Genomic DNA, 25416 nt, shown 5'->3' on the forward strand with positions numbered 1-25416 from the left:
CGTTTCCACGTCTACGGTGCTTCTCTCGCGTGTGAACAACCTCTCCGCAGGGTAATTGTGCAGTCAGCTAACGGAACTGGAGGGCCCAAGGATGCGACTGCGTCGCAGCGAGCTGAGCAAGCCAGGAATCGTGCGAAAGCGCCGCGGTAAAGGCTTTGCGTATTACCGGCCTGACGGCGAGAGGCTCTCCGACCCGGAAACTTTGCAGCGCATCAAGGATCTCGTCATTCCACCGGCTTGGAAGAACGTATGGATCTCGCCGTATCCCAACGGCCACATCCAGGCCGTCGGCGTCGACGCCGCCGGCCGCCGGCAGTACCTGTACCACTCCGCCTGGCAGCAGGAACGCGCCGAGGAGAAATTCGACCGCGTGCTGGAGCTGTCCACGCGGCTACCGGCATGGCGTGCCGCGATAGCCAAAGATCTGGCGCGCCACGGTTTAACCCGCAAGCGGGTGCTGGCGCTCGCCCTGCGGCTGCTCGATCGCGGCTACTTTCGCGCTGGCGGCGAGCAATACGCCGAGGAGAACGAGTCCTATGGGTTGTCCACCCTGCTGTGTGAGCACGTGGTGATGCGGCGTGCCGCGGTCGAATTCGACTTCCCGGCCAAGAGCGGCGTCCGGCGCACCGTGGAGATCGAGGATCCCGAAGTTGTCCGCGCGGTTCGTGGGCTGATGCGCCGGCCCGACCGCACCGAACGATTGTTGGTGTGCCGCACGGCTTCCGGATGGCTAGATGTGCGTGCCGATGACCTCAACCGGCGATTCAAGGAGCTGGTCGGCGACGACTACACGGTCAAGGACCTGCGGACGTGGCATGGGACGGTGCTGGCGGCCGCGGCGTTCGCCGACGCCGAGCCCGCGGTCTCGCGCCGGGTCGCCAAGCGGGTCGAATCCGCCGTGATGAAAGAGGTGGCCGAGGAGTTGGGCAACACCCCGGCGGTGGCGCGCGGTTCCTACGTGGATCCCCGAGTGGTCACCGGTTACGAGCAGGGACTGACCATCGCCGCCGCCGTGCGCCGCGCCGAACGCGCCCGTAAGCCCGATGTGGCGCAGGAAATCCTGGACAAGGCCACCCGCATGCTGATCCGACGGGTGGCCAGAGGCCACGGCGCCAGTGGATCGTCGGCGCTGCCCAAGTCGGCCTGAACAATTCCACAATCGCCGGCTGAAAACTGGCTGAGAGTCGGCTGACCTCCCTTATTTCAGCGAATAGCAGAGTCGATTCCGGGTAATACGGCTCGTGTGGGAAGTGCCAAAGCCGCCTATGCGGTGGCAGCCTGCATCAGGTGCGCCTGTCAGCGGGGGCCGGGACCGGTTGGCCCGCCAGTCCGCGGCAGTGCCATGCAGGTGGTTCAAACAATAGCCACACACGCCCATCCGCCAGCGCTGTAGAACCGTCCGCCCAGGAGGGAAAACATGTCCAAAAAAGAGGTTTCCGATTACTTGCTAGAGCGCTTGCGGGCGTGGGGGGTTGAACACGTATTCGGGTATCCCGGCGACGGCATCAACGGGCTGCTGGCCGCGTGGGGCCGCGCGGACAACAAACCCAAGTTCATCCAATCGCGCCACGAGGAGATGAGCGCTTTCGAGGCGGTCGGCTACGCGAAATTCACCGGTCGGGTCGGGGTCTGCGCCGCCACATCCGGACCGGGTGCGGTCCACCTCCTCAACGGCCTCTACGACGCCAAACTCGACCATGTTCCGGTGGTGGCCATCGTCGGTCAGACCAGCCGCAGCGCGATGGGTGGGAATTACCAGCAGGAGATCGACCTGCTGACCCTTTTCAAAGACGTCGCCAGCGAATACGTCCAAATGGTCACCGTCCCGGAACAATTGCCCAACGTGCTGGACCGGGCGATCCGGATTGCGATGACCCAGCGGGCCCCGACGGCGTTGATCATTCCGAGTGACGTTCAGGAGTTGCCGTACTCGCCGCCCGAGCACGCGTTCAAGATGGTGCCCTCCAGCCTGGGCATCGAGTACCCGTCGATCGCCCCCGACGATGCGGCCATCTCGCGTGCCGCCGATATCCTCAATGCCGGCAAAAAGGTCGCCATGCTGGTGGGTACCGGCGCGCGCGGCGCCCACGAAGAGCTGGCACAAGTCGCCGACCTGCTTGGCGCGGGAGCGGCCAAGGCGCTGTTGGGCAAGGATGTGTTGTCCGACGAATTGCCTTGGGTCACCGGTTCGATCGGGCTGCTGGGGACGCGACCAAGCTACGAGATGATGCGTGACTGCGACACGCTGCTGACGGTGGGATCCAGCTTCCCGTACACGCAGTTCCTGCCGGAATTCGGTCAAGCCCGCGCGGTGCAGATCGACGTCGACGGCCGGATGATCGGGATGCGCTACCCCTACGAAGTCAACCTGGTCGCCGACGCAAAGACCGCGCTGCGCGCCCTCATCCCGCACCTGCGTCGCAAGGAGGACAGGTCGTGGCGCGAGGGCATCGAGAAGACCGTCACCCGCTGGTGGGAAACCATGGAAAAGGAAGCCATGGTCAGCGCCGATCCGGTCAACCCGCTGCGGTTGTTCTCCGAGCTGTCCCCTCAGTTGCCCGACAATGCCATCCTCACAGCCGATTCCGGCTCGTCGGCCAACTGGTACGCACGCCTACTGAAGTTCCGCGGCAACATCCGGGGGTCGCTGTCTGGCACGCTGGCGACGATGGGTCCCGGCGTTCCGTATGGCATCGGCGCCAAGTTCGGCCAGCCGGACCGGCCCGTCATCGTGTTCAGTGGCGATGGCGCCATGCAGATGAACGGCATGGCCGAGCTCATCACGATCAAGCGGTACTGGCAGGAGTGGAAAGATCCCCGCCTGATCATCGCGATCCTGCACAACAACGACCTGAACCAGGTGACCTGGGAAATGCGCGCCATGGCCGGTGCACCGAAATTCGCGGAGTCCCAGAACCTTCCCGATATCGACTTCGCCGCCTTCGCGGCCAGTCTGGGGCTGAACGCTATGGCCATCAAGGACCCGGAGGAATTGTCGGACGCGTGGCGCAATGCGCTGTCGGCGGACCGTCCCACCGTGCTGGACGTCTACACCGACCCGGACATGCCACCGATTCCGCCGCACGCGACCTGGGAGCAGTTCAAGTCGGCGACGACGGCGGTGCTCTCCGGGGATGAAGATCGCGTGGGCTTCGTCAAGGTCGGCCTGAAGACCAAGGCGCAGGAGTTCTTGCCGCACAAGAAGAGTTGACTCCGAACAGGTTCAACTCACTTGCCCTTGGCCAGTGCTGAACCCGCAGCGCGCAGGTCTTCGACGAAGGACTTGTAGACCTCGTCGTGCCGGTCGCTGCGGTCGCGCAGCACCGACGAGGGATGAACCGTCGCCATCACCGTCGGCTCAGGGGTCACGTGTACGTCGACCGATGACGGCAGCCGCTGCGTTTGTCCGCGCTGCGTGGACACCCGAAAAGTGGCTCCCAGCAACGACTGTGCGGCGGTGGCACCCAGGCACACGATGACCTGCGGCCGCACCGCCTCGATCTCGGCGATCAGCCAGGGTCGGCACGCCACGACTTCGGTACGGCCGGGCTTTTGGTGGATGCGCCGTTTGCCGCCCTTGCGGCTGAATTTGAAATGCTTGACCGCGTTGGTCTCATAGATCAGCGCCGGATCGATACCGGCGTCCTTGAGCGCGCGGGCGAGGAGTCGCCCGGCGGGGCCGACAAACGGCTCACCGGCGCGGTCCTCCTGGTCGCCGGGCTGCTCACCCACCAGCATGATCGGCGCGCCGGGATCGCCGTCGCCGAACACCGTCTGGGTGGCGTCTTCGAAAAGCGAACAGCCGCGGCATGTTTCGGCCGCGGTACGCAGCGAATCAAGACCCCGCTCCTTCGGGAGGTAGCGGGCGGCACCAGGGGCATTCGGTGTTGCGGCCATGGACTTTTCAACGAAGGGCGTGGGTACCCCCGCTCCCCCACCGAGCGGGGGTACCACGCCGGGGGTGGCGGCGTCAGCCCTTGCCGGTGATGGCGTCGCGGGCTCGGTCGAGCATGGCGGCAAACGGTCCCGCGGCCAGATTGGCCATCTGGGATTCCACCCCGGCGTGCGGGCGGGTGGGAGCGATCGCTTCGGCGAGCTTGGCGGCGCGGCCCATCCGTTCGAGCTCGTCGCCGCTCAATTCCTCACCGAGCTTGGTGAATTCGTCTTGCTCCTCGTGCTCAGCGTGTTCGATGACAGCATCACGCAACTTCGTCAGTTCGCGAGTGAACTCCTCGCTGTCGACGTCGAGCTTTTCCAGCTTCTGCAGAACGGTCTTGGCCTCGTGCTCTTCGTTCAGCCGTTTGTCGACAACGGCGGCGCCGTTGGAAATCTTGCGTTTGGCGCGCGGGTGAACCACTTCTTCCTCGGCGGTTTCGTGCACGGCAAGCAGTCGCCGCAGCTCAACGAAGGCCTTCTCCCGCGCCTTGCCGGTTGCCGCCAGGGTTTCGGCGAACATCGCCTTGATCTGCTCATGTTGACTGACGAGGAAGTCGACCACGTCGGTGGGCGACTTCATGGCGCTCGGTGCCACAGTGTCCCTCCCATCTGCTTCGATTCGGCGCGCAGGGCTGTGCGCGCTCCCCGAATCGGCTACCCGACGAATCCGACCGTCAAACGGGTGTGGGCGTGCCGACGTGGGGTATGTCGTGCACAAACGGTGAAAGGAGCGGGCGGTTTATGGTCACCAGAATGGGTCCCCGAATCAGGGCGTTGCTGCGCGGCGGAGTGGTGGGCGCGGTCGCGACGGCCTCGATAACTTCAGCCTGTTCGCAGCCCGGGACGTCCCTGGAAAGCGCACCCGACGTCGAGCTCTGGCAGGCCGCTGCCCCCTTGCACGCGCCGGTGTGGTCGTACCACATGCACGCCCTGGTGGCACTCACCGATGATCACCGGTTGGCCGAGGTCACCGCCGGTGATCGCGGCAACGATGCCAAGACGCGGTTCTCCGCAGCCGTGGCGTCCGGACGCAACCTGCAGATCAGCCAGAAGGACGAGCGAGTGGTGTTCGTACCGCAGCCCGACCATGGCCGGGTGGCCGCGGTCGACCTGGAAAGTCTGCGTCAGGTCAGCGATTTCGACGCCGGACCGGCCCCGGCCTATCTGGCCGAAGACGCGGGACTGCGAATGCTGCTTGCGCTGTCGGCCGATGGAAAGGCGGTGACACCGGTGGATCAGTACGGCTACCGCAAGCTACCCACGGCGACCACGAATGCGGGCGCGGACACCATCGACGGCGCCAACCGTGGCCGCGAATTCGACTACCACCTGTACGGGCCGTCGGGCATCCGCCACTTTCAGGGAACGTCGTCACCCCCGACGCAGCGCGGCTCACTGAGCATGGACGTTGCGGTCTCGGCGGGTGACGGCACGGCGGTAACCCGTAGTTACGTCGCCGGCCACGACGACAACACCTTGCGTGCCGTCGACTCGCGCCGGGGCGGACAGGGAATGGAGGTGCTGGCCAGCACGCAATTACCGTCGCCGATCCGCGAACTCGGCACCGACGACACCAGGATCTACGCCGCCACCGATCGTCAACTCGTGACGCTCGAAACGGCAAGCTTCACCGGCTTCCCGGATGGGCGAATCCCCGTGCTGCGCACCATCGACTACCGGTCGGGACTGCCTCCCGCCGCGCAGGCGGACCGGCTCTCGGGCATGGCCATCGGGCCGCAGCGGGTCTACCTGACCTTCGCCGGAGCGCCGTACGTCGTCAGCATCGCCAAACCGCGCCTGTGACGGCCCCGGTTTAGCCAACGGCCCATGTCGGCTACATTTCGGGCAGGTTCGGCCGCTAAGGAGGCGCTGGCGTGACCAACCCGCAGGACCCGTACTGGCAAAACCCGCTGAGTTACGACCCGCTTGGCCGCGTTCCGCCCGAAGCGGAGCCACTTCCGGTGCAGCCGGCGCCGTTCAGTCCGCCGCCGGCGGCCCCGCCCTATCGTCCGCCCGTGAACACCTTGGCGACGCTGTCGCTGGTCTTCGCATTCGTGTTCGCGCCCGTGGGAGCGATCCTGGGGCATCTGGGGTTGGCGCAGATTCGCCGCACCGGCGAACTCGGCCGGGACCGTGCGCTGGTGGGCGTGACGCTGTCCTACATCTTCGTCATGTTGGCGGTGGTCGCCCTGGCCGGCTGGGCCACCCTGGCCGGTTCCCCCGCTTCGCACCGGACGCCGCCCGGCTCCAGCACGGCTGCCGGGCCCCCGCCGCCCACGGTCCCGCCGGAGACCATCGCCACGTTGCTGCCCGGGCTCGACGCCCTGCGGAACATCACCGCCGATGCGAATCTCGACGTCGGGCCCACCTGGAACAGCCCAGGCCGCTCGGCGGAAGACGGCAGCATCGACCGCCCGGAATGCTGGGGAAGCATCGCCGCGGGTAGCCCGGACGCCTATACCCCCGGCGCGTTGGCCGGCTATCACGCCGGCGAATTCACCGACACGCGCAGCATGCTGAAGTCCATCCAGGTCATCCAGGGCGTCGCGGCGTTCCGCGATCCGTCCGCGGCCCAATCCCAGCTGGGCACCTTGCTGTCGGGATGGCATCAGTGCGGGGGCTCAACCGTCACCGTGACCGCTGCCGGTGGGCAACCGATCCCGATGTCGGTGAGCGCCCCCGCCGACGCCGGCAACGGCATCACCACCTTGGACCTGACGCCCAAAGGCATCCAGGTGCGCTCGGCACGGGCTATTGCGGCCAAGGCGAACGTCGTCATCGACCTGAACGTGTCCGCCAGCGGCACCACGGACAGTGGGCCGCCCCGCGCGGCGGCGGTGAGCATTGCCAGCTACATCCTGGGCAAGATCCCCGGTTGAGCAGGCACCCGCTGCGGCGCCGGGCGTGGCGACCCGCTGCGCCCGGCTCCGCCGCGCTTGCGATCGCCCCGGGTCTGATGCGTGGCGACCCGCTGCGCCCGGCTCCGCCGCGCTTGCGATCGCCACCGGGCTCATCCGTGGCGACCCGCTGCGCCCGGCTCCGCCGCGCTTGCGATCGCCACTAGGCTGAACGGATGAAATTTGTCGACGTCGACGGGGTCGGCCGGGTCAGCCGGATCGGCTTGGGCACCTGGCAGTTCGGTTCACGCGAGTGGGGTTACGGGGATAGCTACGCCGCCGGCGCCGCGGGTGACATCGTGCGCCGCGCCCGTGCCCTGGGGGTGACGTTGTTCGACACCGCCGAGGTGTACGGCCTGGGCAAAAGCGAGCGGATCCTGGGCGAAGCGCTCGGCGACGAGCGCACCGAGGTGGCGGTGGCCAGCAAGATCATGCCCGTCGCCCCCTTCCCCGCCGTGGTCAAGCAACGCGCACGGGCCAGCGCGCAGCGGCTGGGGCTGGACCGCATTCCGCTGTACCAGATCCACCAGCCCAACCCGGTATTTCCCGATTCGGTGATCATGCCGGGAATGCGGGACCTGTTGGAGCGCGGCAAGATCGGCGCCGCCGGCGTCTCGAACTATTCGCTGCAGCGGTGGCAGAAGGCCGACGCCGCGCTCGGCCGGCCGGTGATCAGCAACCAGGTGCATTTCTCGCTCGCCTACCCGAAGGCGCTCAAGAATCTGGTGCCCTTCGCCGAGCGGGAGAACCGCATCGTGATCGCCTACAGCCCGCTGGAACAGGGGCTGCTGGGCGGCAAGTACGGCGTGGACAACCGTCCGGGTGGCGTGCGCGCGGTGAATTCGTTGTTCGGCACCGAAAACCTGCGCCGCATCGAGCCCCTGCTGCAGCTGTTGCGCGACGTCGCGAAGGATGTCGACGCCAAGCCGGCGCAGGTGGCACTGGCCTGGCTGATCAGCTATCCGGGCGTGGTCGCCATCCCCGGCGCCTCGTCGGTCGAGCAGCTCGAGTTCAACGTCGCCGCCGCCGACATCGAACTGCCCATCGCCTCCCGTGACGCGCTCACCGAAGCGGCGCTGGCCTTCCGGCCGACGTCGGCGGCGCGGTTCGTCACCGACCTGGCCAAGGAGAAGCTCGGCCGCCGCTGAGTTACGACTGATTGGCCTCGGCGAACGCCGCCGGGCTGGCTGGCGCGCCGCGGGCCACCACCAGCGGCATCGACGTCGAGGCGTTGGTCCGCAGGATCGTGTGGACCACGTCGATAAGGTCCTCGACGGGCATCAATTTGCCGGGCATGCAGCCGCGCGACGACCACAGCGGGACCGCTTTCATCGCGAGGTCCATGTCCCAGCCCTCGTTCATTCCCGTCTGCCCGTCGCCTTCGCCGCCCGCGCACTCCCCGACGATCAGGTTGGTGAAGCCGATGTCGGAGTGCTCGGCCCGCCACGCTTCCACGAGCCGTTCCAGGGCCGCCTTGCTGACGCCGTACGCGCCCAGCCCCGGCCAGGGCGGCCCGAAGGTGCCGGCGTCCGAGGAGAGGTACACCGCCTTTCCGGCAGACGCGGTCAAGTGCGGCACCGCCGCGGCCGTCACCAGCGACGCCCCGATGACGTTGGTGTCGAAGATGCGCCGCCACGTGTCGGCATCGGTGTCCACCATGCGGACCAGCGGCCCGACGGCGGGTGTGTAGACGACGTTGTCGATGCCGCCGAGGGCGTCGGCGGCATGGTCGATGGCCGAACGACAGGATGCCTGGTCGGTGACATCGCATTCGATGGCGATGGCGTTCGGGCCGGCGTCCTTGGCTGCGGCCTCGATGCGCTCACGACGCCGGGCAAGCAGCGCGACCTGATCGCCGCGCTGCGCAAGGCCGACACCTATGCAACGCCCCAACCCACTCGAGGCGCCGACCACCACTGTCCTTGACATATTCGCCCTCTCCTGTAACGCAAGACGCTGTCGCGAGAAACCTACCGGATGCGACGCGGTGCGTGGTGATCACTCGGCGGTTAATTCGGAACGACGGTGTTGCGGTCGCCCGATTTGGCGCGGTACATCGCCTCGTCCGCCCGCGCCGTGACGGCGTCCACGGATTCGGCGGAAAGGGCCAGCGTGGCACCGATGCTCAACGTCGCGCGAACCATGTTGCCGGACAGGTGGATCGGCTCGGCGACACGACTGCGAATCTTTTCGGCGATCTGGGCGAGTTCGTCGCCGCTGCGGACGCCGGGCAACAGCACGAGCATTTCGTCGCCGCCCGTCCGCCCCACAGTGTCCCCGCGGCGAACGCTCGCCCGGATCCGTGCCGCCAGGGTTGCCAGCACGAAGTCGCCCGTGCCGTGCCCCCACGTGTCGTTGATCGCCTTGAAGTGGTCGACGTCGCAGAACAGGACGCCGACGTGCGTCCCGGCGGGTTGCGGCTGCGCCAGCGCGGACTCGAGCCGGCTGAGGGCCTCGGCCCGATTCACCAGGCCGGTAAGGGTGTCGAACCGCGCCAACCGTTCGAGTCGCTGTTCTGCCTCGACCTGATCGTCGACCACCCGTAGCGCCGCGATCAGCCCATCGGTTTTGCCGTCGGCGTCGGTGTAGGGCTTTCCGTGACCGTCGACCCAGTGGTAATCGCCGTCGACCGAACACACCCGGAACCGTTGCAGAACCTGTTCGCCGCCGGCGATCCTGCGCACGGCGGCGACGAGTTTGTCGCGATCCCCGGGATGGATGCGATCGGCAAAGGCCGAACCGGTCCAGCTCGCAAGCGTGCCACCCAATGCGGCCTGCACGGACGGCGAGACCCACGCGACCTCGCCCCCACGAAAGTGCACGATGATGTCGACCGCGTTGTCGGCGAGAATGCGGTAACGCGCCTCGGCCTCGGCGCGTTGCGTGCTGGCCACTTCCCTGGCGATCAACAGCTGCTGCTCCCGCTGGCTGAAATAGAACGTGACCGCCCCGACGATGAGGGTGCTGAACAGTATCGAGAAAGTCCACTCCGCGTGCTCGCCCAGACCGAATGCCAAAAACGCCGGCCTCGAGAGCGCTACCACCAGAGGGAAGCCGGCAAGGATTCCGGCCAACCGCACCAATGACCGACGATCGGGGCGGCCGAGCAGCCAGGCGACCGGAAAGCGATCGGGTCGCGCCAGCGACGTCGCGGCGATGAGCACCAGCAGCGCCGAGGCCGTCGAGAGGGCCTGGCCGGTCGAGGGCGAAACACCGACGAGCGCCAACGCGTCGAACAAGTAGGCCCCGACGGTCACGAACGGGATGACCGCGCTGCCCGCCAGGCACACGGGCCAGACGGTGCGGGTCCCGCGATCCACCCGGATGAGCCCAACGGCGACGGCCAGCAGCAGGACCGGCGCCGCGGTCTGCGGGCTGGGACGCCCCGGCCATGATGTTTGCCGAGCCCGCAGCGTTTCCCCGAACAACACCTGGTCCACGCCGAGCGACCCGGCCGGCGTGTACTCCAGCAGGATCACGACGGCAAGCACACCCACCAGGACCGCTAAAGCGCGCCCGGCCCAAATGCGGCTGGGCGACCGGTGGCCCGCTTGCGCCAGGATCGCGGCGCCCAACGCCCCCAGCCATAACGCTGTCCACGGCGTCATCGGCGGCCAACTCGGGTAGATCCGCGTCAGCCCGTCGACCCCGGTCGACCAGCCCACCCAGGTCACCGCGGCAACGACGAGCACCGCCAACGCGGCGGTCCGGGCCGGCCGGTTCGATGCCGATTCCGGACGCACGCCGGGGCCGGGCCTGGCCATCGGCGGTCCCTTTCGTTCCCGGCAGTCGGGGCGAGGCCGCGGTTTGGCGGCATCAATGCGGCAACAATAGTGTGCGCACAAAGCTAACCGATGTCGCCTGATCGGCGCGAGCAACCCGCTCGATCCGCAGAAACGGGGGAACGCGGCCGCAGGATGCGGCTCATGTGGTGGGAAAAGTGAACCGACCGGGCTCGGGCCGCCCGCGACAATGAGCTAGTCCGAGGGTAGGGCCTGCAGCACCACGGCGGTGTGTGCTTCCACGTTGAGTCCGCCGCCGCCGGGCACTTCGTCGGCGGGCGTCGTCTCCTCGGGCCCGGTGTACACCACGACCTGCCAGGCCGCGCCGAATTCCTTTGGCGGCAAGGTGAATTCGATCGGCTCGTAGTGGGCGTTGAAGCACAGCAGGAACGAGTCGTCCAGCACGCGCTGGCCTCGCGCGTCGCGGTCGGGAATGCCGTGGCCGTTGAGGAACACCGCAACGGACTTCGCGAAGCTCGCGCCCCAGTCCTCGTCGGTCATCTCGGTGCCCTCGGGGGTGAACCAGGAAATGTCCGGCAGACCGTCCTGCCCGCGCCGGCCCACCGGCTTTCCGGAGAAGAACCGGCGCCTGCGGAACACCGGATGCTCGGCCCGCAGCGCCGACACCGTTCGGGTGAATTCCAGCAATCCGGCGTCGGCGCTGTCCCAGTCGATCCAGGTGAGCTCGTTGTCCTGGCAATAGCCGTTGTTGTTGCCGTTCTGGGTGCGCCCGAGTTCGTCGCCGTGACAGATCATCGGCACACCTTGGGACAGCAGCAATGTGGTCAGGAAGTTGCGCTGCTGGCGGGCGCGCAGCGCGTTGACCTGCTCGTCGGCGGTGGGTCCCTCCACGCCGCAGTTCCAGGATCGGTTGTGGCTTTCGCCGTCGTTGTTGTCCTCGCCGTTGGCCTCGTTGTGCTTTTCGTTGTAGGACACCAAGTCCCGCAGCGTGAAGCCGTCATGGGCGATGACGAAGTTGATCGACGCCACCGGCCGCCGCGCGGTGTGTTCGTACAGGTCTGCCGATCCGGAGAGTCGGTAGGCGAATTCGTCGAGGGTCGCGGGCTCGCCGCGCCAGAAGTCGCGGACCGTATCGCGGTACTTTCCGTTCCACTCCGTCCACTGCGGCGGGAAGTTGCCCACCTGATAGCCGCCCGGCCCGACGTCCCACGGTTCGGCGATCAACTTGACCTGACTGACCGTCGGATCCTGTTGCACGAGTTCGAAAAACGTCGACAGCCGGTCGACGTCGTAGAACTCACGGGCCAGCGTCGAGGCCAGGTCGAAGCGGAAACCGTCGACATGCATCTCGGTCACCCAATAGCGCAGGGAATCCATGATCAGCTGCAGCGCGTGCGGATGACCGACATTGAGGCTGTTACCGGTGCCGGTGTAGTCCATGTAGTACTGCTTGTCGTCATCGACCAGCCGGTAGTACGCGGCGTTGTCGATGCCGCGCATCGACAACGTGGGGCCCAGGTGGTTTCCCTCCGCCGTGTGGTTGTAGACCACGTCCAGGATGACCTCGATGCCGGCCTCGTGCAGCGAGCGCACCATGGCCTTGAACTCCTGGACCTGCCCGCCCGGCGTGGTGGCGCTGGAGTACTTGAAGTCGGGCGCGAAGAAGCCGATCGTGTTGTAGCCCCAGTAGTTGGACAGGCCCTTGTCGACCAGCGTGGAATCGTTGGCGAAGTGGTGCACCGGCATCAACTCGATGGCCGTGACACCGAGACCCTTGAGGTGCTCGATGATCACGGGGTGGGCCACCGCGGCATAGGTGCCGCGCAGCTGTTCGGGGATGTCCGGGTGGGTCTGGGTGAGGCCCTTGACGTGTGCTTCGTAGATGACCGTGTCGGCGTAATGGTGGTCCGGTGGGCGGTCGTTGCCCCAGTCGAAGTAGGGGCTGATCACGACGGACTTGGGCATGCTCTCCGCCGAGTCGTCGTCGTTGCGGCTGTCGGGGTCGCCGAAGTTGTAGCTGAACAGCGACTGGTTCCACTCGAACGAGCCGTCGATGGCTTTGGAATACGGGTCCACCAGCAGCTTGTTCGGGTTGCATCGCAGCCCCGCCGGTGGGTCGTACGGACCATAGACGCGGTAGCCGTAGCGCTGGCCCGGTTCGATGCTGGGTATGTAGGCGTGCCAGATGAAGCCGTCGATCTCAGGCAGGGTGATGCGACTCTCGGTGCCCTCGGCGTCGAACAGGCACAACTCCACCCGCTCGGCAACCTCGCTGAACACGGCGAAATTGGTGCCCGCACCGTCGTACGTCGCGCCCAGCGGGTAGGCCCTGCCCGGCCACACCTCTCCGGTCGGTGTGGGAGCGAGAGCGTCTGCGGTGGTCATGGCGCAATCAATACCCTGCGGTCACGGCCGTCAAACTGGGTACCGCGCCTCGCGTTACCGTGGCTAAGTGGAAAGCCTTGTGGCATAGGTGATCACGGCTTGAGTATGACCTTCACCGCACCGTCCTGCTTCTTCTGGAAGATCTCGTAGGCGTGCGGGGCCTGGTCCAGCGGCAACACGTGAGTGGCGAAGGTGTCGACGCCAAGCGGGTCGTCATCGGTCAGCAGCGGCATGATGTCATCGACCCACCGCTTGACGTTGGCCTGGCCCATCCGCAGCGTCAGTTGCTTGTCGAACAGGGTGAGCATCGGTAGCGGGTCGGCCATTCCGCCGTACACGCCGATCAGCGAGATCGTTCCGCCGCGCCGCACGATGTCGATGGCCGAGTACAAGGCACTGAGACGATCCACGCCGGCGGTTTGCATCAGCCGCTTGCCCAACACATCCGGCAACACCCCGGCGACTTGCTGCGCCAGTTTGGCGGCCGGCGAGCCGTGCGCCTCCATGCCCACCGCGTCGATGACCGAGTCTGTTCCCCGTCCGTCGGTCCGGTCGCGGATCGCGTCACCGAGGGAGGAGTCGAGCCGCCCCAAATCGATGGTGTGAATCCCGCGTTTTGCGGCCCGGCCCAGCCGCTCGGGCACCAGGTCGACCGCGATGACGCGGTAGCCCAGGTGATCGGCGATGCGCGCGGCCATGTCCCCGATGGGACCCAACCCGAGCACGGTCACCGAGCCACCGTCGGGGATGTTGGCGTAGTCGACCGCCTGCCACGCGGTGGGCAGCACGTCCGACAAGTAGACAAACCGCGAATCGGGCGGGCCCACAGGGACTTTGATGTGAGTGAACTGCGCCTGCGGGACGCGGAGCAGTTGGGCTTGTCCGCCGGGGACCGAGCCGTAGAGCTCCGAATAACCGAACAGCGGCGCTCCCATGCCCTGGTCGCGCACCTGGGTGGTCTCACACTGGGTATAGAGCTGCTGACCGCACATGTGGCAACTGCCGCAAGAGATTTGGAACGGGATGACGACCCGGTCGCCCACCCGCAGGTCGCCGGTCTCCGTGCCAACCTCCCGCACGATGCCCATCGGTTCGTGACCGAGGATGTCCCCTGGGTTCATGAAAGCCCCGAGAATCTCATACAGATGCAGGTCGGATCCGCAGATGTTGGTCGAGGTGACTTCGATGATGGCATCGGTGGGCTGCTCGATCTTCGGATCGGGCACCGAATCCACCCGTACATCGCGCTTGCCGTGCCAGGTAACAGCCTTCATACGGGTGGCGCATACCCGTCCCTAACTCGTCGAAACGGCACGCAAGGGGTGGGTCCGCGCGGGCACGGGTAACCCCCGCGGTGACTTAACGCGACGCGAGCGTGGTGGGCAGCGGCCCGGCCGGGGCGGACGCGGCAACGTGCAGTGCACCGTCGGATGAAATGGACTGGGGGCCGGGATTGTTGGTCGTTGCGCCGACCGGTCGCGGAAGTCGTTATTCAGCGCCGGTGGCCTTTGAGGGGATGCTCACTGTTTATCAGTGTCGCCGCGACGTCGGTCAGCCTGATGTTGGATTTCTGCGAAACCCGGGTGAGCAGCTCGAACGCTTCGACGGCGTCGAGATTGAAGCGCTCCATGACCACCCCTTTGGCCTGCCCGATGATGTCTCGTGAGGCCAAGGCGCTGCGGAATTGCTCTTGCCGGCGCATCATCGACCACGCCAAGGCGGTATGCGTTGCGAAAACCGCGCCGACCTCCACGGATTCCTCGCTGAATGCCTGCGGACGGTCGGCATAGAAGTTGAGCGCGGCCATGCTGCTGTGGTCGACGTAGAGCTCATAGGACAGGATCGAGCGGATGGGCGTCTGCTCGAGCGCATACCGCCGGTAACACAACCAGCGCTGTTCGGCGTTCAGGTCGGCGATGTGCATGATGTGGTGCTCCCACGCCGCAGCCAGGCAAGGCCCTTCGCCGCACCTGTTCTGGATCGCGTCGAGGACCATCGGGTAACGATGCGTGGCGGCCACACTGCTGACCGACTTGTTCTTCTCGGCCAAGGTGATCCCGGCGTACTGGGAGCCGATCACGTGGTCGACCCCATGCTCGATGAGCTCGTGCAGCCCCGACGCGGTATCGCTTTGTTCACGCTGCAGATTGGCCACCAGCTCTACGAGCTGAGTGACGATCGTCGCACTGCCATCCCGCATAAGACCACCCCCGGAGCCGCACTGGCCCGCAGAGCCCTTTCTCAACTTGTGGCACATTCACACGTCTGCGAACGCCCCCAAAAGAAGTCTATTGGCCATACAACGAAGCGCAAGGCCAGACGCCGAAACTGGTCGGGACGCCGCCCAGTGGCCCAGCACACGAGACGATCGGTAACCGTCTATCGCCGACCCCCAGCATCGTAAAACCTTCCCAGCCAACGTATTTCACGGCGACTGAGCACGCAGATGCGACGAGGAACCACGGCGCATCTGGCGAAGCCGCCTACAATCGGATCGGTGACCTCCATTGTGATCGTGGGAAGCGGCTTCACCGGATTCACCTGCGCCCGCCGGCTGGCCCGAATTCTGCGCCGACGGCGTGCGCCGGTCGACATCACGATAATCTCCCCCGTCGACTACATGCTGTACACGCCGCTGTTGCCCGACGTCGCCGGCGGCGTAGTCGATGCTCGCTTTGTCGCTGTCCCACTGGCTAATTCGCTCAAGGGTGTGCGCGCATTACGCGGTCGCGTGGATGCCGTGGACTTCACCCAGAACACACTGACCTATTGCGACCCAGAAGAGCGCAGCCATTCGATGTCCTGGGATCGGCTGGTGCTGACGCCGGGTTCGGTGACGCGCTTGTTCGATATCCCGGGGCTCGCGAAACACGCGCGCGGATTGAAGACCACCGCCGAGGCCCTCTACCTGCGAGACCACTTCGTCGAACAACTGGAGCTGGCCAACATCGAGGATGATCCTCGCGTGGCCGCAGCCCGGCGCACCGTCGTGGTGGTCGGCGCGTCGTATTCGGGCACCGAGCTGGTGGCCCAGCTGCGGGCGCTGGCCGACGCGGCGGCCAAACAAATGGGCTTCAGCCCCGCCGAGGTGCGGTTTCTGCTGCTGGACCTGGCCGACCAGGTGATGCCCGAGGTGGGAAAGAAGCTGGGTGACGCCGCGCTCAAGTTGTTACGCAAGCGTGGTATCGATGTCCGGCTCGGCATCACCCTCAAGGAGGCGCATGCCGATCACGTGGTGCTGAGCGATGATTCGCGTATCGATACGCGCACGATCGCATGGGTGACGGGGGTGACCGGCGCACCGTTGATCCAAGACCTGGGCCTACCGACCGAAAAGGGCCGGCTCACGGTTCAGGCTGACCTGCAGGTTCCGGGTCACCCCGAGGTGTTCGCGGCCGGTGACGCGGCCGCGGTGCCCGATCTGACCCAACCGGGAAAGATCACCCCGCCGACCGCTCAACACGCGACCCGCCAGGGCAAAGCGCTGGCCCGCAACGTCGCGGCCAGCCTCGGTTACGGCAGCAGCAAGGAATACAAGCATCGCAACCTGGGTCTGGTGGTCGACCTCGGACCGCGCCACGCGGTTGCCAATCCGCTCAACATCCACCTGTCCGGACTGCCCGCCAAAGCCGTCACCAGGTCCTACCACCTGTACGCGATTCCCCGCGGCGTCAACCGGTGGGCGGTGTCGCTGGCCTACCTGACCGACGCACTGTTCACCCGCTCCGTCGTCTCGATCGGGTTGACATCCGAGGACGACGCGCAATTCATGGCCAGCGAAGGCATCCCGATGCCGAAGACGAGCTGACGCGGTGACGCCTCAGTCTTCGGCCGACTGTTGCGCCATCGCGTAGGCGAGCTGAAGAAAGTCCGCACCGGCCAGCGCGCTGAATACGCCGGCGATCAGGCGGGTGAACCGCGGGGCGAACACCAGGCCGATGGCGAACCCGGTGGCGACCCACATGTCCAGGCAGAACGGGCAGGTCAGCAGCTCCCCCAGGCTGTGCCGCAGCTGGCTTTGCTCGCGAACCTCTTCCTGGACTTCGGCCGGGCCGCCGGTGCCCGCATACTGCGTAAAGGGCGCGCGCAGCGGACTCGTCACCGCATCCTTGGTCAGAGTTCGCGACAGTTTGTGGGTGCCGAGGGTAAGGATGAGGAGGTCCTGGGCCCGCCACCGGTTCGGCAACGCGCGTCCGGTGGCCAGCGCGGCCAGCACCGCGGCGACCACCACAACGCTGTAGACGGCCATGACCGCCACGTAGCCTCCCAGCGGTCGGTCATTGTCGCCGCGATAGGCGTCCGCTTCCTGCCGTGCACCATCGACGGCCGCGGCGCCGGTTTCCGTCAACTCACCCATCGCTTCTCCTTAAAGGCATAGCGGGACGAGTACCCGACGTGGGCCGGTGCAATCCGCGATGGCCTCAGACTGTGCCCTGCTCGACGGGCTTCGCCGTTTTCGCGGCTTCTCGCAAGGTGCGGTTGGTGGACCGCAGATCGGTGTTGACCGCCGACAACGTGGCGTTATGGTCTTCGAGATCGAGAATGCGCGAGACGCCGGCCAGGTTGACCCCGGAGTCGACCAGCGCGCTGATGCGCTTGATCCTGACCAGGTCGTCGGCGCTGTAGCGGCGGGTACCGCCCTGGCTGCGCGACGGCGTGATCAAGCCGTAGCGCTCGTAGAGCCGCAGCGACTGCACCGGGATCCCGGACAGTTCGGCGGCCACCGAGATGCCATACACCCCATGGTCGGACGCCGGGGTACCCGCGTTTCCGCGGTAGTCGACCATCGCGCGCCTCCCCGTAGTTACCTCTTCAGGAAATCTGTTTAGCACACTTGCGCGCTTCTGTCGACGGTGCTATATAAAATCTATGTCGCTGGACATAGGATTGCCTGAACCACCGCCTAGATTGGAGTGAGAGGTGACCACCATGCTGATGCGTTCAGATCCGTTCCGTGAACTCGACCGCTTCGCCCAGCAGGTCCTCGGTACCGCAGCCCGGCCGGCAGTGATGCCGATGGACGCCTGGCGCGAAGGCGAGAATTTCGTCGTCGAGTTCGACCTGCCCGGCATCGATGCCGACTCGCTGGACATCGACATCGAGCGCAATGTGGTGACCGTGCGCGCCGAACGACCGGCCGTCGATCCCAACCGCGAGATGCTGGCCACCGAGCGGCCGCGCGGCGTGTTCAGCCGCCAGCTGGTGCTCGGCGAAAACCTCGACACCGACAAGATCGAGGCCTCCTATTCCGAAGGCGTTCTGCGCCTGCATGTCCCGGTGGCCGAGAAGGCCAAGCCGCGCAAGATCTCGGTCGGCCGCGGCGGTGCTACGCGGTCCGTCAGAGAAGGCACCGCCCCGCGCGAGGTCATCAACGCCTGACCGACCGGCGGCAGGGCGGCGGCCGCACGTGGCACGCATGCGCATGCGCGTTATGGCCGCCGCACGCCGCCGGCTCCAGGCCACCGGTGCGAACGTTCGCCCGGTGCCAGGGAGGCGGATAAACGATGAAATGGGAACTCGACGGCCAGACTGCCAGCGTCGAACAGGCGCTGGCGGGCGGCGCTGGGCAGCCGGCGGGGTGGTTTCGGTTCTACTTCACCGACCAGCGCTGGGAATGGTCGGAACAAGTGCAACGGATGCACGGGTATGAGGCCGGCAGCGTGACTCCGACCACCGAACTGGTGCTCTCCCACAAGCATCCCGACGACCGCGGACACGTCGCGGCCACCATCGATCAAATCGTTCATAAGCGCCAGGCGTTCAGCACGCGCCACCGGATCATCGATACCCGGGGAAATGTGCACCACGTGGTCGTCGTCGGCGACCGGATGTTCGACGACGACGGTGACGTGATCGGGACCCACGGGTTCTACATCGACGTCTCTGAACAGCACGAACAAGTGCACGAGGACGCGATGAGCGCCAAACTGGCTGCGATCAGCGAGAACCGGGCCGGCATCGAGCAAGCCAAAGGCATGCTGATGCTGGTCTACGACATCAGCGACAGCGCGGCCTTCGAGTTGCTCAAATGGCTGTCCCAGGAAGCGAATATCAAGCTGCGACCGCTCGCCGAGCAAATCGCCCGAGACTTCCGCGGTGCCGGCTTGGCGCTGAACACCCAGACGGAATTCGACCACCTGCTGATGACCGCGCACGAACGCGTCCGACAGACCAACGGCAGCGAGTAAAAGCCGGCACGCCAAGGATTTCCGTTCCTCAGTGGTCTGTTCAGTCGCGGCACTCCCGAATGACGCAGGGCATTGCCTGACGGCTTCGGCGGTGACCGTTTCGGCGTGGCGACAAGCTCAAGGGACTTTCGGCCAATATCGGTGGTCGGTCCGCCGCGGGGCCATCCGCCCTTATGCTGACCACGATGGCGAAACAAGGCCCCGATCCCGCGACGCCGCTATGGCGCGCGGCGCAAGTATTCCGGCTGCTGAGCTGCATCTATGCCACCGGCTTTCAAATCGCGATCAATCCGGATCTGATTCGGCCAGTGCTGGGTTGGGTGCTTTTCGCCGGAGTGATCGTATGGAGCGCGGCCTGCGCGTTCGCCTACCTTCGCGGGTTCGGCCGCAAACCGGCGTGGGTGCTCGCCGAGCTCGTGATCGTTGTCTTGCTGATGTGGTCGAACAACCTTGTCGCGAGCCCGCACTGGGCGGCCGAGAACCAGACCTGGCCGACGACGTTGTGGGCCACCAATCCCACCATTTCCGCCGCCATCCAGTTCGGCCCCGCGGGCGGAATGCTGACGGGCCTGGCGGTGATGGCCACCAATTTCGCCGTCAAGAACTACTTCGCGCTCAACCTCGGGCACAACGCCACCGTCATCATCGAACTGGCGATCGGCATGGCGATCGGGATGGCCGCGCAAACCGCGCGGCGCGCCCACGATGAGCTGCAGCGAGCGGCCCAATTGACGGCCGCGGTGCAGGAACGCGACCGGCTGTCCCGGCAGGTACACGACGGAGCCATCCAGGTGCTGGCTGGTCGCCAAGAAGGGGCATGAGATTGGCGGCGCCACAGCAGAACTCGCCGATCTGGCGAGCGAGCAAGAACGCGCGCTGCGACGCTGGCTGGCGTGCACGGACATCGATCGGGACGCCGACGGCGCCGGGATCGACCTGCGCACGCTGCTGCGGTGCCGGGAATCCGATCGGGTATCCCTCAGCCTGCCCGGCACACCGGTACCGTTGGGGCGTTGGGCGGGAACCGAACTCGACGCCGCGGTGGGCAACGTGTTGGACAATGTAGTCGCCCACGCCGGCCCGGATGCGCACGCGTTCGTGCTCGTGGAGGACCTCGGCGATGCCGTCCTGGTCAGCGTCCGCGACGACGGGGTGGGCATTGCCGCCGGCCGGCTCGAGGAAGCGGCCCGTCAGGGACGCCTCGGCATCTCCCAATCGATCGTGGGACGGTTGACGTCGCTGGGCGGCAGCGCCGAATTGCACAGCGAGCCCGGCGAAGGCACCGAGTGGCAGTTGTGCGTGCCACGCCGGGAGGGACGCCATGGGGGATGACGAGACGCCGACGACGGTGATGGTCGTCGACGACCACCCGATCTGGCGTGACGCGGTCGCTCGCGACCTGGCCGAGGGCGGCTTCACCGTGCTGGCCACCGCTGACGGTGTGGCTGCCGCACAGCGGCGGGCGGCCGTGGTCAAGCCCGACGTGGTGGTGATGGACATGCAACTGACCGACGGCGACGGTGCACAGGCCACCGCCGCGGTGCTGGCCGTCTCGCCATCGTCGCGGGTGCTGGTGCTGTCGGCCTCCGACGAACGCGACGACGTCCTGGAGGCGGTCAAGGCCGGCGCGACCGGGTACCTGGTCAAGAGCGCCTCGAAATCCGAACTGGCGCAAGCGGTCGCGGCCACCGCGGCCGGGCGGGCCGTGTTCACCCCGAGCCTGGCCGGACTCGTCCTGGGTGAATACCGGCGTATCGCGCAGAGCAAGGCCGACGGTCCCGCTCGTCCCAGTCTCACCGAACGCGAAACAGAGGTGTTGCGGTACGTCGCAAAAGGGCTGTCCGCCAAACAGATCGCCGAGAAGCTCTCGTTGAGCCACCGCACGGTGGAAAACCACGTGCAGGCGACATTTCGCAAGCTTCAACTCGCCAATCGGGTGGAACTGGCTCGCTATGCCATTGAGCACGGTCTGGACGAAGCGCCGTGACCCGCGGGGTGGGCGCATAACCGCACCACTTACCCCGCGGGTCAACGAATTTGGGCTACCGGGTTACCGCGTGGCACCCTAATCGCACCGTGGCCACGATTCGCGCGGTCACCAGCGCGGTCACCACCACGGCCATGCACACCAGCCCGTCGTCTTTGAGGCCCCACCTGATCGCGGCGAGCAGCGCCACGCCGGCCACGCACAACAGCGCACCCATGGCTGCGCCGCGCCCGCGCGACGTCACCGCGGGCGCGCCGTCCCAGCCGGACAGCGGGTTGTTCTCCAGCGGCCGCAGCGCGACGAACAGCACCGCCACCGCGACGACCACGATGAGCACCTGCGCGAGGCTGATGGCGAGGAAGTCCCGCGCGCCCGGAAAGCGAGGGCAGCCAAGGTAATCGAAGACCAGATGCACGCCTAGCAGCACCGGCATGTGCCACAGGTACAGGGTCATCGCGCCGGAGTTGCCGATGGCGGTCCACCACCACACCCGCGGCCGCTGCGCCCAGCGCGCGATCGCCGGCGCGGCCGCGATCGCCAATGCGCTCAGGATGATTGCGTGCCCAGCCAGCAACAGTGACGGCGGGCTGGTGTTGGAGAGGTGGTGGTCACCGGTGCCGACCATGCTGACCTGATACGGCCCCCAGTGCACCAGTGCGACGTCGAAGGTGAAGAAGACGGCGGCGACGGCCAGCGCGGCGCGGCCGCTGAGCAGCCCGCGGCGGTAGGCCACGCCGAACATGGCGGGAATGAGCCAGACGGCCAGGTTGAGGTAACCCAGCGGCATCATCGCCGGCCAGTGCAGCCGGATCACGTCGATCAGCGCGATTGCCCCGTAGACCGTAGCCACCCCGGCGGCCAGGCGCCCGGCAGTGGTGATGCGGTGCAGCACCGGCATGGCGGCCAGCACCAGGACGTAGGCACCCAGGAACCACAGCAGCTGCGTGCTGACGCCGGCGACCGGCTCGTAGATGTGTTGCGGCAGTGCCCGATACAGCACGGTCAGTGTCACGGCCCAGAATGCCAGATAGTAGAACACCGGCCGGAACAGTCTGGTGCAGCGTCTCATCAGCCAATCTCCCCAGTTGGTGCCGGGAGTCCAGGAGGACACGCAGGCGGCCGCGCCGGCGAAGAAGAACAGCGGCATGATCTGCAGCAGCCACGTCATCGCCTGAAACAACATCGAGGAGGTAAGCAGGTTGTCCCAGATCAAGACGTGGTTTTCGATGATGCTCGCCGCCATCACGGTATGGCCGAGCACCACCCCGACCAGGGAGGTGATGCGGATGACGTCCAGGACGCGATCGCGTTCGGCCGGTGTGCGTGCGGCCACCTCGGCGACGTCGGGGAACCTGACAAGAGTCGTCATGGGAGCGAAATTGCCCTTCTGTGTGGTGGATTAAAGCCTTGTGGTGGAGAGGAAGTCATGCGATGCAAGAAGCATCGCCGATCGCGCGGGCACGGGCCTGCGCACTTCTACGCGTTGTCCCTGAGTAGTACTACTCAGCTCGCGGCATTGAGCGGATCGTAATCGGCCAGCAGCTTTTCGATGCGGGCCTCGTCGAGTCGTACCCGCACGGTTGTGGCTTCCTGTTGGTCGCGGATCACCTTGGCCAGGGTGAATGCACTCGACACCAGGAAGAGAAAGGTGACGCCGAGGAACAACCGTGGCCACGGGTCAAGCGGCAGGAAGTAGATTCCGCCGAGCGCGGCCAGGAAGCTGATCGCGAACGCGACGGCGGCCTGGACGAAGAAGGCGGCGGTGGTTTTCGATGTGCTGTTGGGAACGGTCATGCCAATAAGCCTGCGGCAGCACGCCGTTGGCGGGGATCCGTAAGACTACTCAGATTTGGCGGACGGGGTCAGCAGCACCGCCGCGGCGCCCGCGGCACACACTGCGGCCGCCGCGGCAACCACCGTCGCCACCTCCACCGAAGCAAACGCGGAGTCCGCGAGCGGTTTGGCCACGGCCACCACGCCCAGCGCGGGCATCACCAGCCGGACCCACCACGTCACCACGCTGTCACCGGGAATCCGTGAATTCGCCTCTGTGGCAAACACATACAGTGCCATCAGCAGCAGGGGCGCCGCGCCCAGGATGACCAGCCCGATCCAGCGCGCGCCGTGCGCCGAGATCACGGCGGCAACCAACGCGACGATCGCCACCACCGCCACTCGCAAACCGGCGTTCGGTGTCGCCCCGCGCATGACCACCAGACCCCCGGCGGCGCGCACCGCCGCCCACCCCGAGGACAACGCGGCGGCCACGGCCAGGCTGACGCCCGCGATGACCATCCATGTCTGACCCGGGCCGGCGTAGAACTGTGGCACCGCTTCGGCCAGATGTTTGGCGCTCCACCGCCACGGGCCCACCACACTTTGGTGATCGCCGACCCACACCGTCACCGCCGCCACCGCCACCACCGCGACGGCCAGCAACATGGATCTGCCCGGCCTGGCTATGCGCGCGCTGCGAACCGTGATGAGTTCAATGCCCACCATCCCCAGGCCGAAGCCGACGAGCTGGCCGGACAGCTGGCCCGGCGTCGCCGCCGTACCGATGACGACCGCGTCACTGCCTGCGGCGACGCGGGCGGTGACCGCCACCGCGAGGTAGACGTAGACGAGCAGGCCTGCGATCACCAGCGGCGCCACTACCGATGCGATTGCCCGAGTCGGCGCCAGGCACACGGTTGCCCCGGCAGCGACGGCTGCGACAACGGCGCCGAGGGGTAGCCGAGAAACGATCTGCGCGGGGTCTTCGGTTGAGGAAAACAGCTGCACCAGTTCCAGTCCGAGGGTAGTGGCGAACTTCGCGGCCAGCACCACGTAGGCGCACAGCTGAACGATGCCCGCGGCCGTCCCAGCCCGCCGGCCCAGGGTGGCACCAATCATCTCGGCGGTACTGTGCGCGTTTGGCGCGTGGGCACGCAGCCGCACCAAGGCGTAGATGACCGGAATCGTGACCGCCGCCCCGAGCAGGGCGCCCAATCCGTACACCACTGCGGACACAATCACGGCCATGCTCAGGCCGGCGGCTTGCCAGGTCCCCAGTACGGACTCCCCCGACCCGGATTCCGGCTGCGCGGGCGCGGGCAACGATTTCTTCGGCATCGCCTAAGCATGACGCAGCGGCCACGCAATTGATCCGGTGAACGCGACGCGATTTCGATAGCTTTGTAAGCCCCGCGGTCAAAGGTAGTTAGGACTCAAACATGTCTGACACGGTAAAGGTAGCTGTCGACCGAAGCTCGGTCGCCATGGGCGACGATGTCGATTCTCACCGCGAGTTCTGGGTCTTCCCCGCCTCGGCCACCATCGATGACCTGCTGGTCGAAATCTCCTCGCACTACGTACCGGGAATCGCCGGACCGGCCGGTTGGCGCGTGTACCTCGGCACTCGTCGCGAGGGGCAGCACGGGGACATCGGCCTCATCTATACCCGCGACGACCTCAAACAGCAGGACAACATCTGCAGGCTTTTGCCCGGCGAGAAAACGTTGGGCGAGTTGGCCCGATGGACTGGATCGCGGGATCTGGATGTCTACGCTTCGTACCTGACCTTTGATCAAGGGCGACCATTAAGCCTCGACGAGGTGATGAGCGGCCCCACATTCACCGGGTGCCGGCCTGTCAAGCTGGAATCCGAGGCGGCCGCCGATGCCAAGCGTGACTGGGTGATGATGCGCGAACTGGACCGACACGCCGCGGCGGTCGCCAACGCGCGCCGCGACTGGGTTCGGACCAATCTCCTAGCGGCACTGCCGCCGTGGATCGACATCTTCATTGCCCGCAACTTCCACTATCTGACCGAGTTACACTGCCCGGCCAGCATGAGCTTGGCCGCAAACTTGCTCGGAATCAACGAATCCCGCGATGAGGACTTGGCTGCGCTGGCCAACGCCGACGCGCGCCCCAAGGTCGTGATCCTGGCGATGGTGCTGGCCGCTTTCGAATGGGGAACCCAACGCGACACGTGGCGAGTCGGAGAACGGCCGTACTGCAAGGCCTATCTGGAGCTACTCGCCCATTGCGGCTACCGGCTCTCACCGATTGAACGAGTCATGGCCGGCCAAATCAGCGTCGAGCAGCTCAAATTCTCCGCAACCGACGCCGCCAGGCTCGACCGCATCCGGCAACTCCGAGACCAGCAATACCGGCTTCGCATGGACCGCTACTACGCAAAAAGCCTCAGCGAGGAGCAATACCAAGCAGCCATCCAATCCGTCCATGCAGAGCTTTGCAGCCTAGGGGAACTTCCAGGGCCCATCTAGACCGTC

22 protein-coding genes and 1 pseudogene are annotated in these 25416 nt (G+C 66.3%); 11 read left to right on the forward strand and 12 right to left on the reverse strand.

Annotated elements, in window-relative coordinates:
- The first annotated feature begins 91 nt into the window (after positions 1-91).
- Both A5782_RS21610 and A5782_RS21615 read left to right on the forward strand, forming a co-directional pair.
- Positions 92-1147: a DNA topoisomerase IB gene (locus tag A5782_RS21610; RefSeq protein ID WP_067104131.1), complete on the forward strand. Its 1056-nt coding sequence runs from the start codon at positions 92-94 to the stop codon at positions 1145-1147.
- A gap of 270 nt (positions 1148-1417) precedes the next feature.
- A complete protein-coding gene (locus A5782_RS21615; RefSeq protein WP_067104132.1) occupies positions 1418-3211 on the forward strand; it encodes a thiamine pyrophosphate-requiring protein in 1794 nt (597 codons plus the stop codon).
- A gap of 17 nt (positions 3212-3228) precedes the next feature.
- Here the strand turns inward: A5782_RS21615 and A5782_RS21620 are convergent, their stop codons facing one another.
- Positions 3229-3897 carry a UdgX family uracil-DNA binding protein gene (locus tag A5782_RS21620; RefSeq protein WP_067104133.1) on the reverse strand — a complete coding sequence of 223 codons (669 nt, stop codon included), beginning with the start codon at positions 3895-3897 and terminating at the stop codon, positions 3229-3231.
- Positions 3898-3970: 73 nt separating this feature from the next.
- Positions 3971-4531, reverse strand: coding sequence for a hemerythrin domain-containing protein (locus A5782_RS21625; protein WP_067104134.1), 561 nt, complete (start codon positions 4529-4531; stop codon positions 3971-3973).
- A gap of 158 nt (positions 4532-4689) precedes the next feature.
- Here A5782_RS21625 and A5782_RS21630 point away from each other — a divergent pair, with 158 nt between their 5' ends.
- The 3 genes from A5782_RS21630 to A5782_RS21640 all read left to right on the forward strand — a co-directional run bounded on the left by A5782_RS21630 (position 4690) and on the right by A5782_RS21640 (position 7981).
- Entirely contained in the window at positions 4690-5739 is a 1050-nt protein-coding gene (locus A5782_RS21630) for a hypothetical protein (protein WP_231986751.1), read from the forward strand.
- Positions 5740-5810: 71 nt separating this feature from the next.
- Positions 5811-6815 (forward strand): sensor domain-containing protein, encoded by a 1005-nt coding sequence (locus tag A5782_RS21635; RefSeq protein WP_067104136.1) that lies wholly within the window; start codon positions 5811-5813, stop codon positions 6813-6815.
- Positions 6816-7009: 194 nt separating this feature from the next.
- Positions 7010-7981: an aldo/keto reductase gene (locus A5782_RS21640; protein ID WP_067104137.1), complete on the forward strand. Its 972-nt coding sequence runs from the start codon at positions 7010-7012 to the stop codon at positions 7979-7981.
- Position 7982: 1 nt separating this feature from the next.
- Here the strand turns inward: A5782_RS21640 and A5782_RS21645 are convergent, their stop codons facing one another.
- The 5 genes from A5782_RS21645 to A5782_RS21665 all read right to left on the reverse strand — a co-directional run bounded on the left by A5782_RS21645 (position 7983) and on the right by A5782_RS21665 (position 15161).
- On the reverse strand, positions 7983-8750 hold the full coding sequence (locus A5782_RS21645; RefSeq protein ID WP_082943049.1) for an SDR family oxidoreductase: 768 nt from the start codon (positions 8748-8750) through the stop codon (positions 7983-7985).
- Between the two features lie 92 nt (positions 8751-8842).
- On the reverse strand, positions 8843-10597 hold the full coding sequence (locus A5782_RS21650) for a diguanylate cyclase domain-containing protein (protein ID WP_067104139.1): 1755 nt from the start codon (positions 10595-10597) through the stop codon (positions 8843-8845).
- A 213-nt stretch (positions 10598-10810) separates the two neighbouring features.
- Entirely contained in the window at positions 10811-12961 is a 2151-nt protein-coding gene (gene glgX, locus A5782_RS21655) for a glycogen debranching protein GlgX (RefSeq protein WP_067104140.1), read from the reverse strand.
- Positions 12962-13053: 92 nt separating this feature from the next.
- Entirely contained in the window at positions 13054-14235 is a 1182-nt protein-coding gene (locus tag A5782_RS21660; protein WP_067104141.1) for a zinc-dependent alcohol dehydrogenase, read from the reverse strand.
- Positions 14236-14453: 218 nt separating this feature from the next.
- Positions 14454-15161 (reverse strand): GAF and ANTAR domain-containing protein, encoded by a 708-nt coding sequence (locus A5782_RS21665; protein WP_067104142.1) that lies wholly within the window; start codon positions 15159-15161, stop codon positions 14454-14456.
- 297 nt (positions 15162-15458) lie between these two features.
- On the opposite strand from A5782_RS21665, the gene A5782_RS21670 reads away from it, so the two are divergent.
- Positions 15459-16769, forward strand: a complete 1311-nt coding sequence (locus A5782_RS21670) for an NAD(P)/FAD-dependent oxidoreductase (RefSeq protein ID WP_067104143.1) — start codon at positions 15459-15461, stop codon at positions 16767-16769.
- 12 nt (positions 16770-16781) lie between these two features.
- Here the strand turns inward: A5782_RS21670 and A5782_RS21675 are convergent, their stop codons facing one another.
- Together A5782_RS21675 and A5782_RS21680 are read right to left on the reverse strand one after the other, a co-directional pair.
- A complete protein-coding gene (locus A5782_RS21675) occupies positions 16782-17318 on the reverse strand; it encodes a DUF1360 domain-containing protein (RefSeq protein ID WP_067104144.1) in 537 nt (178 codons plus the stop codon).
- Positions 17319-17382: 64 nt separating this feature from the next.
- Positions 17383-17748 carry a helix-turn-helix transcriptional regulator gene (locus tag A5782_RS21680; protein ID WP_067104145.1) on the reverse strand — a complete coding sequence of 122 codons (366 nt, stop codon included), beginning with the start codon at positions 17746-17748 and terminating at the stop codon, positions 17383-17385.
- Between the two features lie 142 nt (positions 17749-17890).
- Between A5782_RS21680 and A5782_RS21685 the strand changes: the two genes are divergently transcribed.
- The 4 genes and pseudogenes from A5782_RS21685 to A5782_RS21700 all read left to right on the forward strand — a co-directional run bounded on the left by A5782_RS21685 (position 17891) and on the right by A5782_RS21700 (position 21136).
- Positions 17891-18340 (forward strand): Hsp20/alpha crystallin family protein, encoded by a 450-nt coding sequence (locus tag A5782_RS21685; RefSeq protein WP_067104166.1) that lies wholly within the window; start codon positions 17891-17893, stop codon positions 18338-18340.
- Positions 18341-18465: 125 nt separating this feature from the next.
- Entirely contained in the window at positions 18466-19149 is a 684-nt protein-coding gene (locus A5782_RS21690; RefSeq protein ID WP_067104146.1) for a PAS and ANTAR domain-containing protein, read from the forward strand.
- A 173-nt stretch (positions 19150-19322) separates the two neighbouring features.
- Positions 19323-20481 (forward strand): annotated as a pseudogene (macS, locus tag A5782_RS21695) (MacS family sensor histidine kinase).
- The gene (locus A5782_RS21700; protein WP_067104147.1) at positions 20471-21136 is read left to right on the forward strand and encodes a response regulator transcription factor; all 666 of its coding nucleotides are present in this window, start codon (positions 20471-20473) and stop codon (positions 21134-21136) included. The pseudogene macS and the gene A5782_RS21700 overlap by 11 nt, the downstream one beginning before the upstream one ends.
- A gap of 55 nt (positions 21137-21191) precedes the next feature.
- Here A5782_RS21700 and A5782_RS21705 read toward each other — a convergent pair whose 3' ends face one another.
- From A5782_RS21705 to A5782_RS21715, 3 genes are all read right to left on the reverse strand, one after another.
- Positions 21192-22505: an acyltransferase gene (locus A5782_RS21705; protein ID WP_067104148.1), complete on the reverse strand. Its 1314-nt coding sequence runs from the start codon at positions 22503-22505 to the stop codon at positions 21192-21194.
- A gap of 134 nt (positions 22506-22639) precedes the next feature.
- A complete protein-coding gene (locus tag A5782_RS21710) occupies positions 22640-22930 on the reverse strand; it encodes a YiaA/YiaB family inner membrane protein (RefSeq protein ID WP_067104149.1) in 291 nt (96 codons plus the stop codon).
- 45 nt (positions 22931-22975) lie between these two features.
- Positions 22976-24250 carry a hypothetical protein gene (locus A5782_RS21715; RefSeq protein ID WP_067104150.1) on the reverse strand — a complete coding sequence of 425 codons (1275 nt, stop codon included), beginning with the start codon at positions 24248-24250 and terminating at the stop codon, positions 22976-22978.
- Positions 24251-24351: 101 nt separating this feature from the next.
- Here A5782_RS21715 and A5782_RS21720 point away from each other — a divergent pair, with 101 nt between their 5' ends.
- Positions 24352-25410, forward strand: coding sequence for a hypothetical protein (locus A5782_RS21720; RefSeq protein ID WP_067104151.1), 1059 nt, complete (start codon positions 24352-24354; stop codon positions 25408-25410).
- The last annotated feature ends 6 nt before the right edge of the window (positions 25411-25416 follow it).

Source organism: Mycobacterium sp. 852002-40037_SCH5390672 (assembly GCF_001665875.1).
Classification (GTDB): domain Bacteria; phylum Actinomycetota; class Actinomycetes; order Mycobacteriales; family Mycobacteriaceae; genus Mycobacterium.

Bases quoted from the DNA above. Each gene is read 5' to 3' on its own strand.
- glgX (WP_067104140.1), bottom strand. From the start codon at position 12,961: ATGACCACCGCAGACGCTCTCGCTCCCACACCGACCGGAGAGGTGTGG.
- A5782_RS21665 (WP_067104142.1), bottom strand. From the start codon at position 15,161: ATGCGGGATGGCAGTGCGACGATCGTCACTCAGCTCGTAGAGCTGGTG.
- A5782_RS21685 (WP_067104166.1), top strand. From the start codon at position 17,891: ATGCTGATGCGTTCAGATCCGTTCCGTGAACTCGACCGCTTCGCCCAG.
- A5782_RS21720 (WP_067104151.1), top strand. From the start codon at position 24,352: ATGTCTGACACGGTAAAGGTAGCTGTCGACCGAAGCTCGGTCGCCATG.
- A5782_RS21650 (WP_067104139.1), bottom strand. From the start codon at position 10,597: ATGGCCAGGCCCGGCCCCGGCGTGCGTCCGGAATCGGCATCGAACCGG.
- A5782_RS21640 (WP_067104137.1), top strand. From the start codon at position 7,010: ATGAAATTTGTCGACGTCGACGGGGTCGGCCGGGTCAGCCGGATCGGC.
- A5782_RS21700 (WP_067104147.1), top strand. From the start codon at position 20,471: ATGGGGGATGACGAGACGCCGACGACGGTGATGGTCGTCGACGACCAC.
- A5782_RS21710 (WP_067104149.1), bottom strand. From the start codon at position 22,930: ATGACCGTTCCCAACAGCACATCGAAAACCACCGCCGCCTTCTTCGTC.
- A5782_RS21690 (WP_067104146.1), top strand. From the start codon at position 18,466: ATGAAATGGGAACTCGACGGCCAGACTGCCAGCGTCGAACAGGCGCTG.
- A5782_RS21620 (WP_067104133.1), bottom strand. From the start codon at position 3,897: ATGGCCGCAACACCGAATGCCCCTGGTGCCGCCCGCTACCTCCCGAAG.
- A5782_RS21675 (WP_067104144.1), bottom strand. From the start codon at position 17,318: ATGGGTGAGTTGACGGAAACCGGCGCCGCGGCCGTCGATGGTGCACGG.
- A5782_RS21630 (WP_231986751.1), top strand. From the start codon at position 4,690: ATGGGTCCCCGAATCAGGGCGTTGCTGCGCGGCGGAGTGGTGGGCGCG.
- A5782_RS21715 (WP_067104150.1), bottom strand. From the start codon at position 24,250: ATGCCGAAGAAATCGTTGCCCGCGCCCGCGCAGCCGGAATCCGGGTCG.
- A5782_RS21705 (WP_067104148.1), bottom strand. From the start codon at position 22,505: ATGACGACTCTTGTCAGGTTCCCCGACGTCGCCGAGGTGGCCGCACGC.
- A5782_RS21660 (WP_067104141.1), bottom strand. From the start codon at position 14,235: ATGAAGGCTGTTACCTGGCACGGCAAGCGCGATGTACGGGTGGATTCG.
- A5782_RS21610 (WP_067104131.1), top strand. From the start codon at position 92: ATGCGACTGCGTCGCAGCGAGCTGAGCAAGCCAGGAATCGTGCGAAAG.
- A5782_RS21680 (WP_067104145.1), bottom strand. From the start codon at position 17,748: ATGGTCGACTACCGCGGAAACGCGGGTACCCCGGCGTCCGACCATGGG.
- A5782_RS21615 (WP_067104132.1), top strand. From the start codon at position 1,418: ATGTCCAAAAAAGAGGTTTCCGATTACTTGCTAGAGCGCTTGCGGGCG.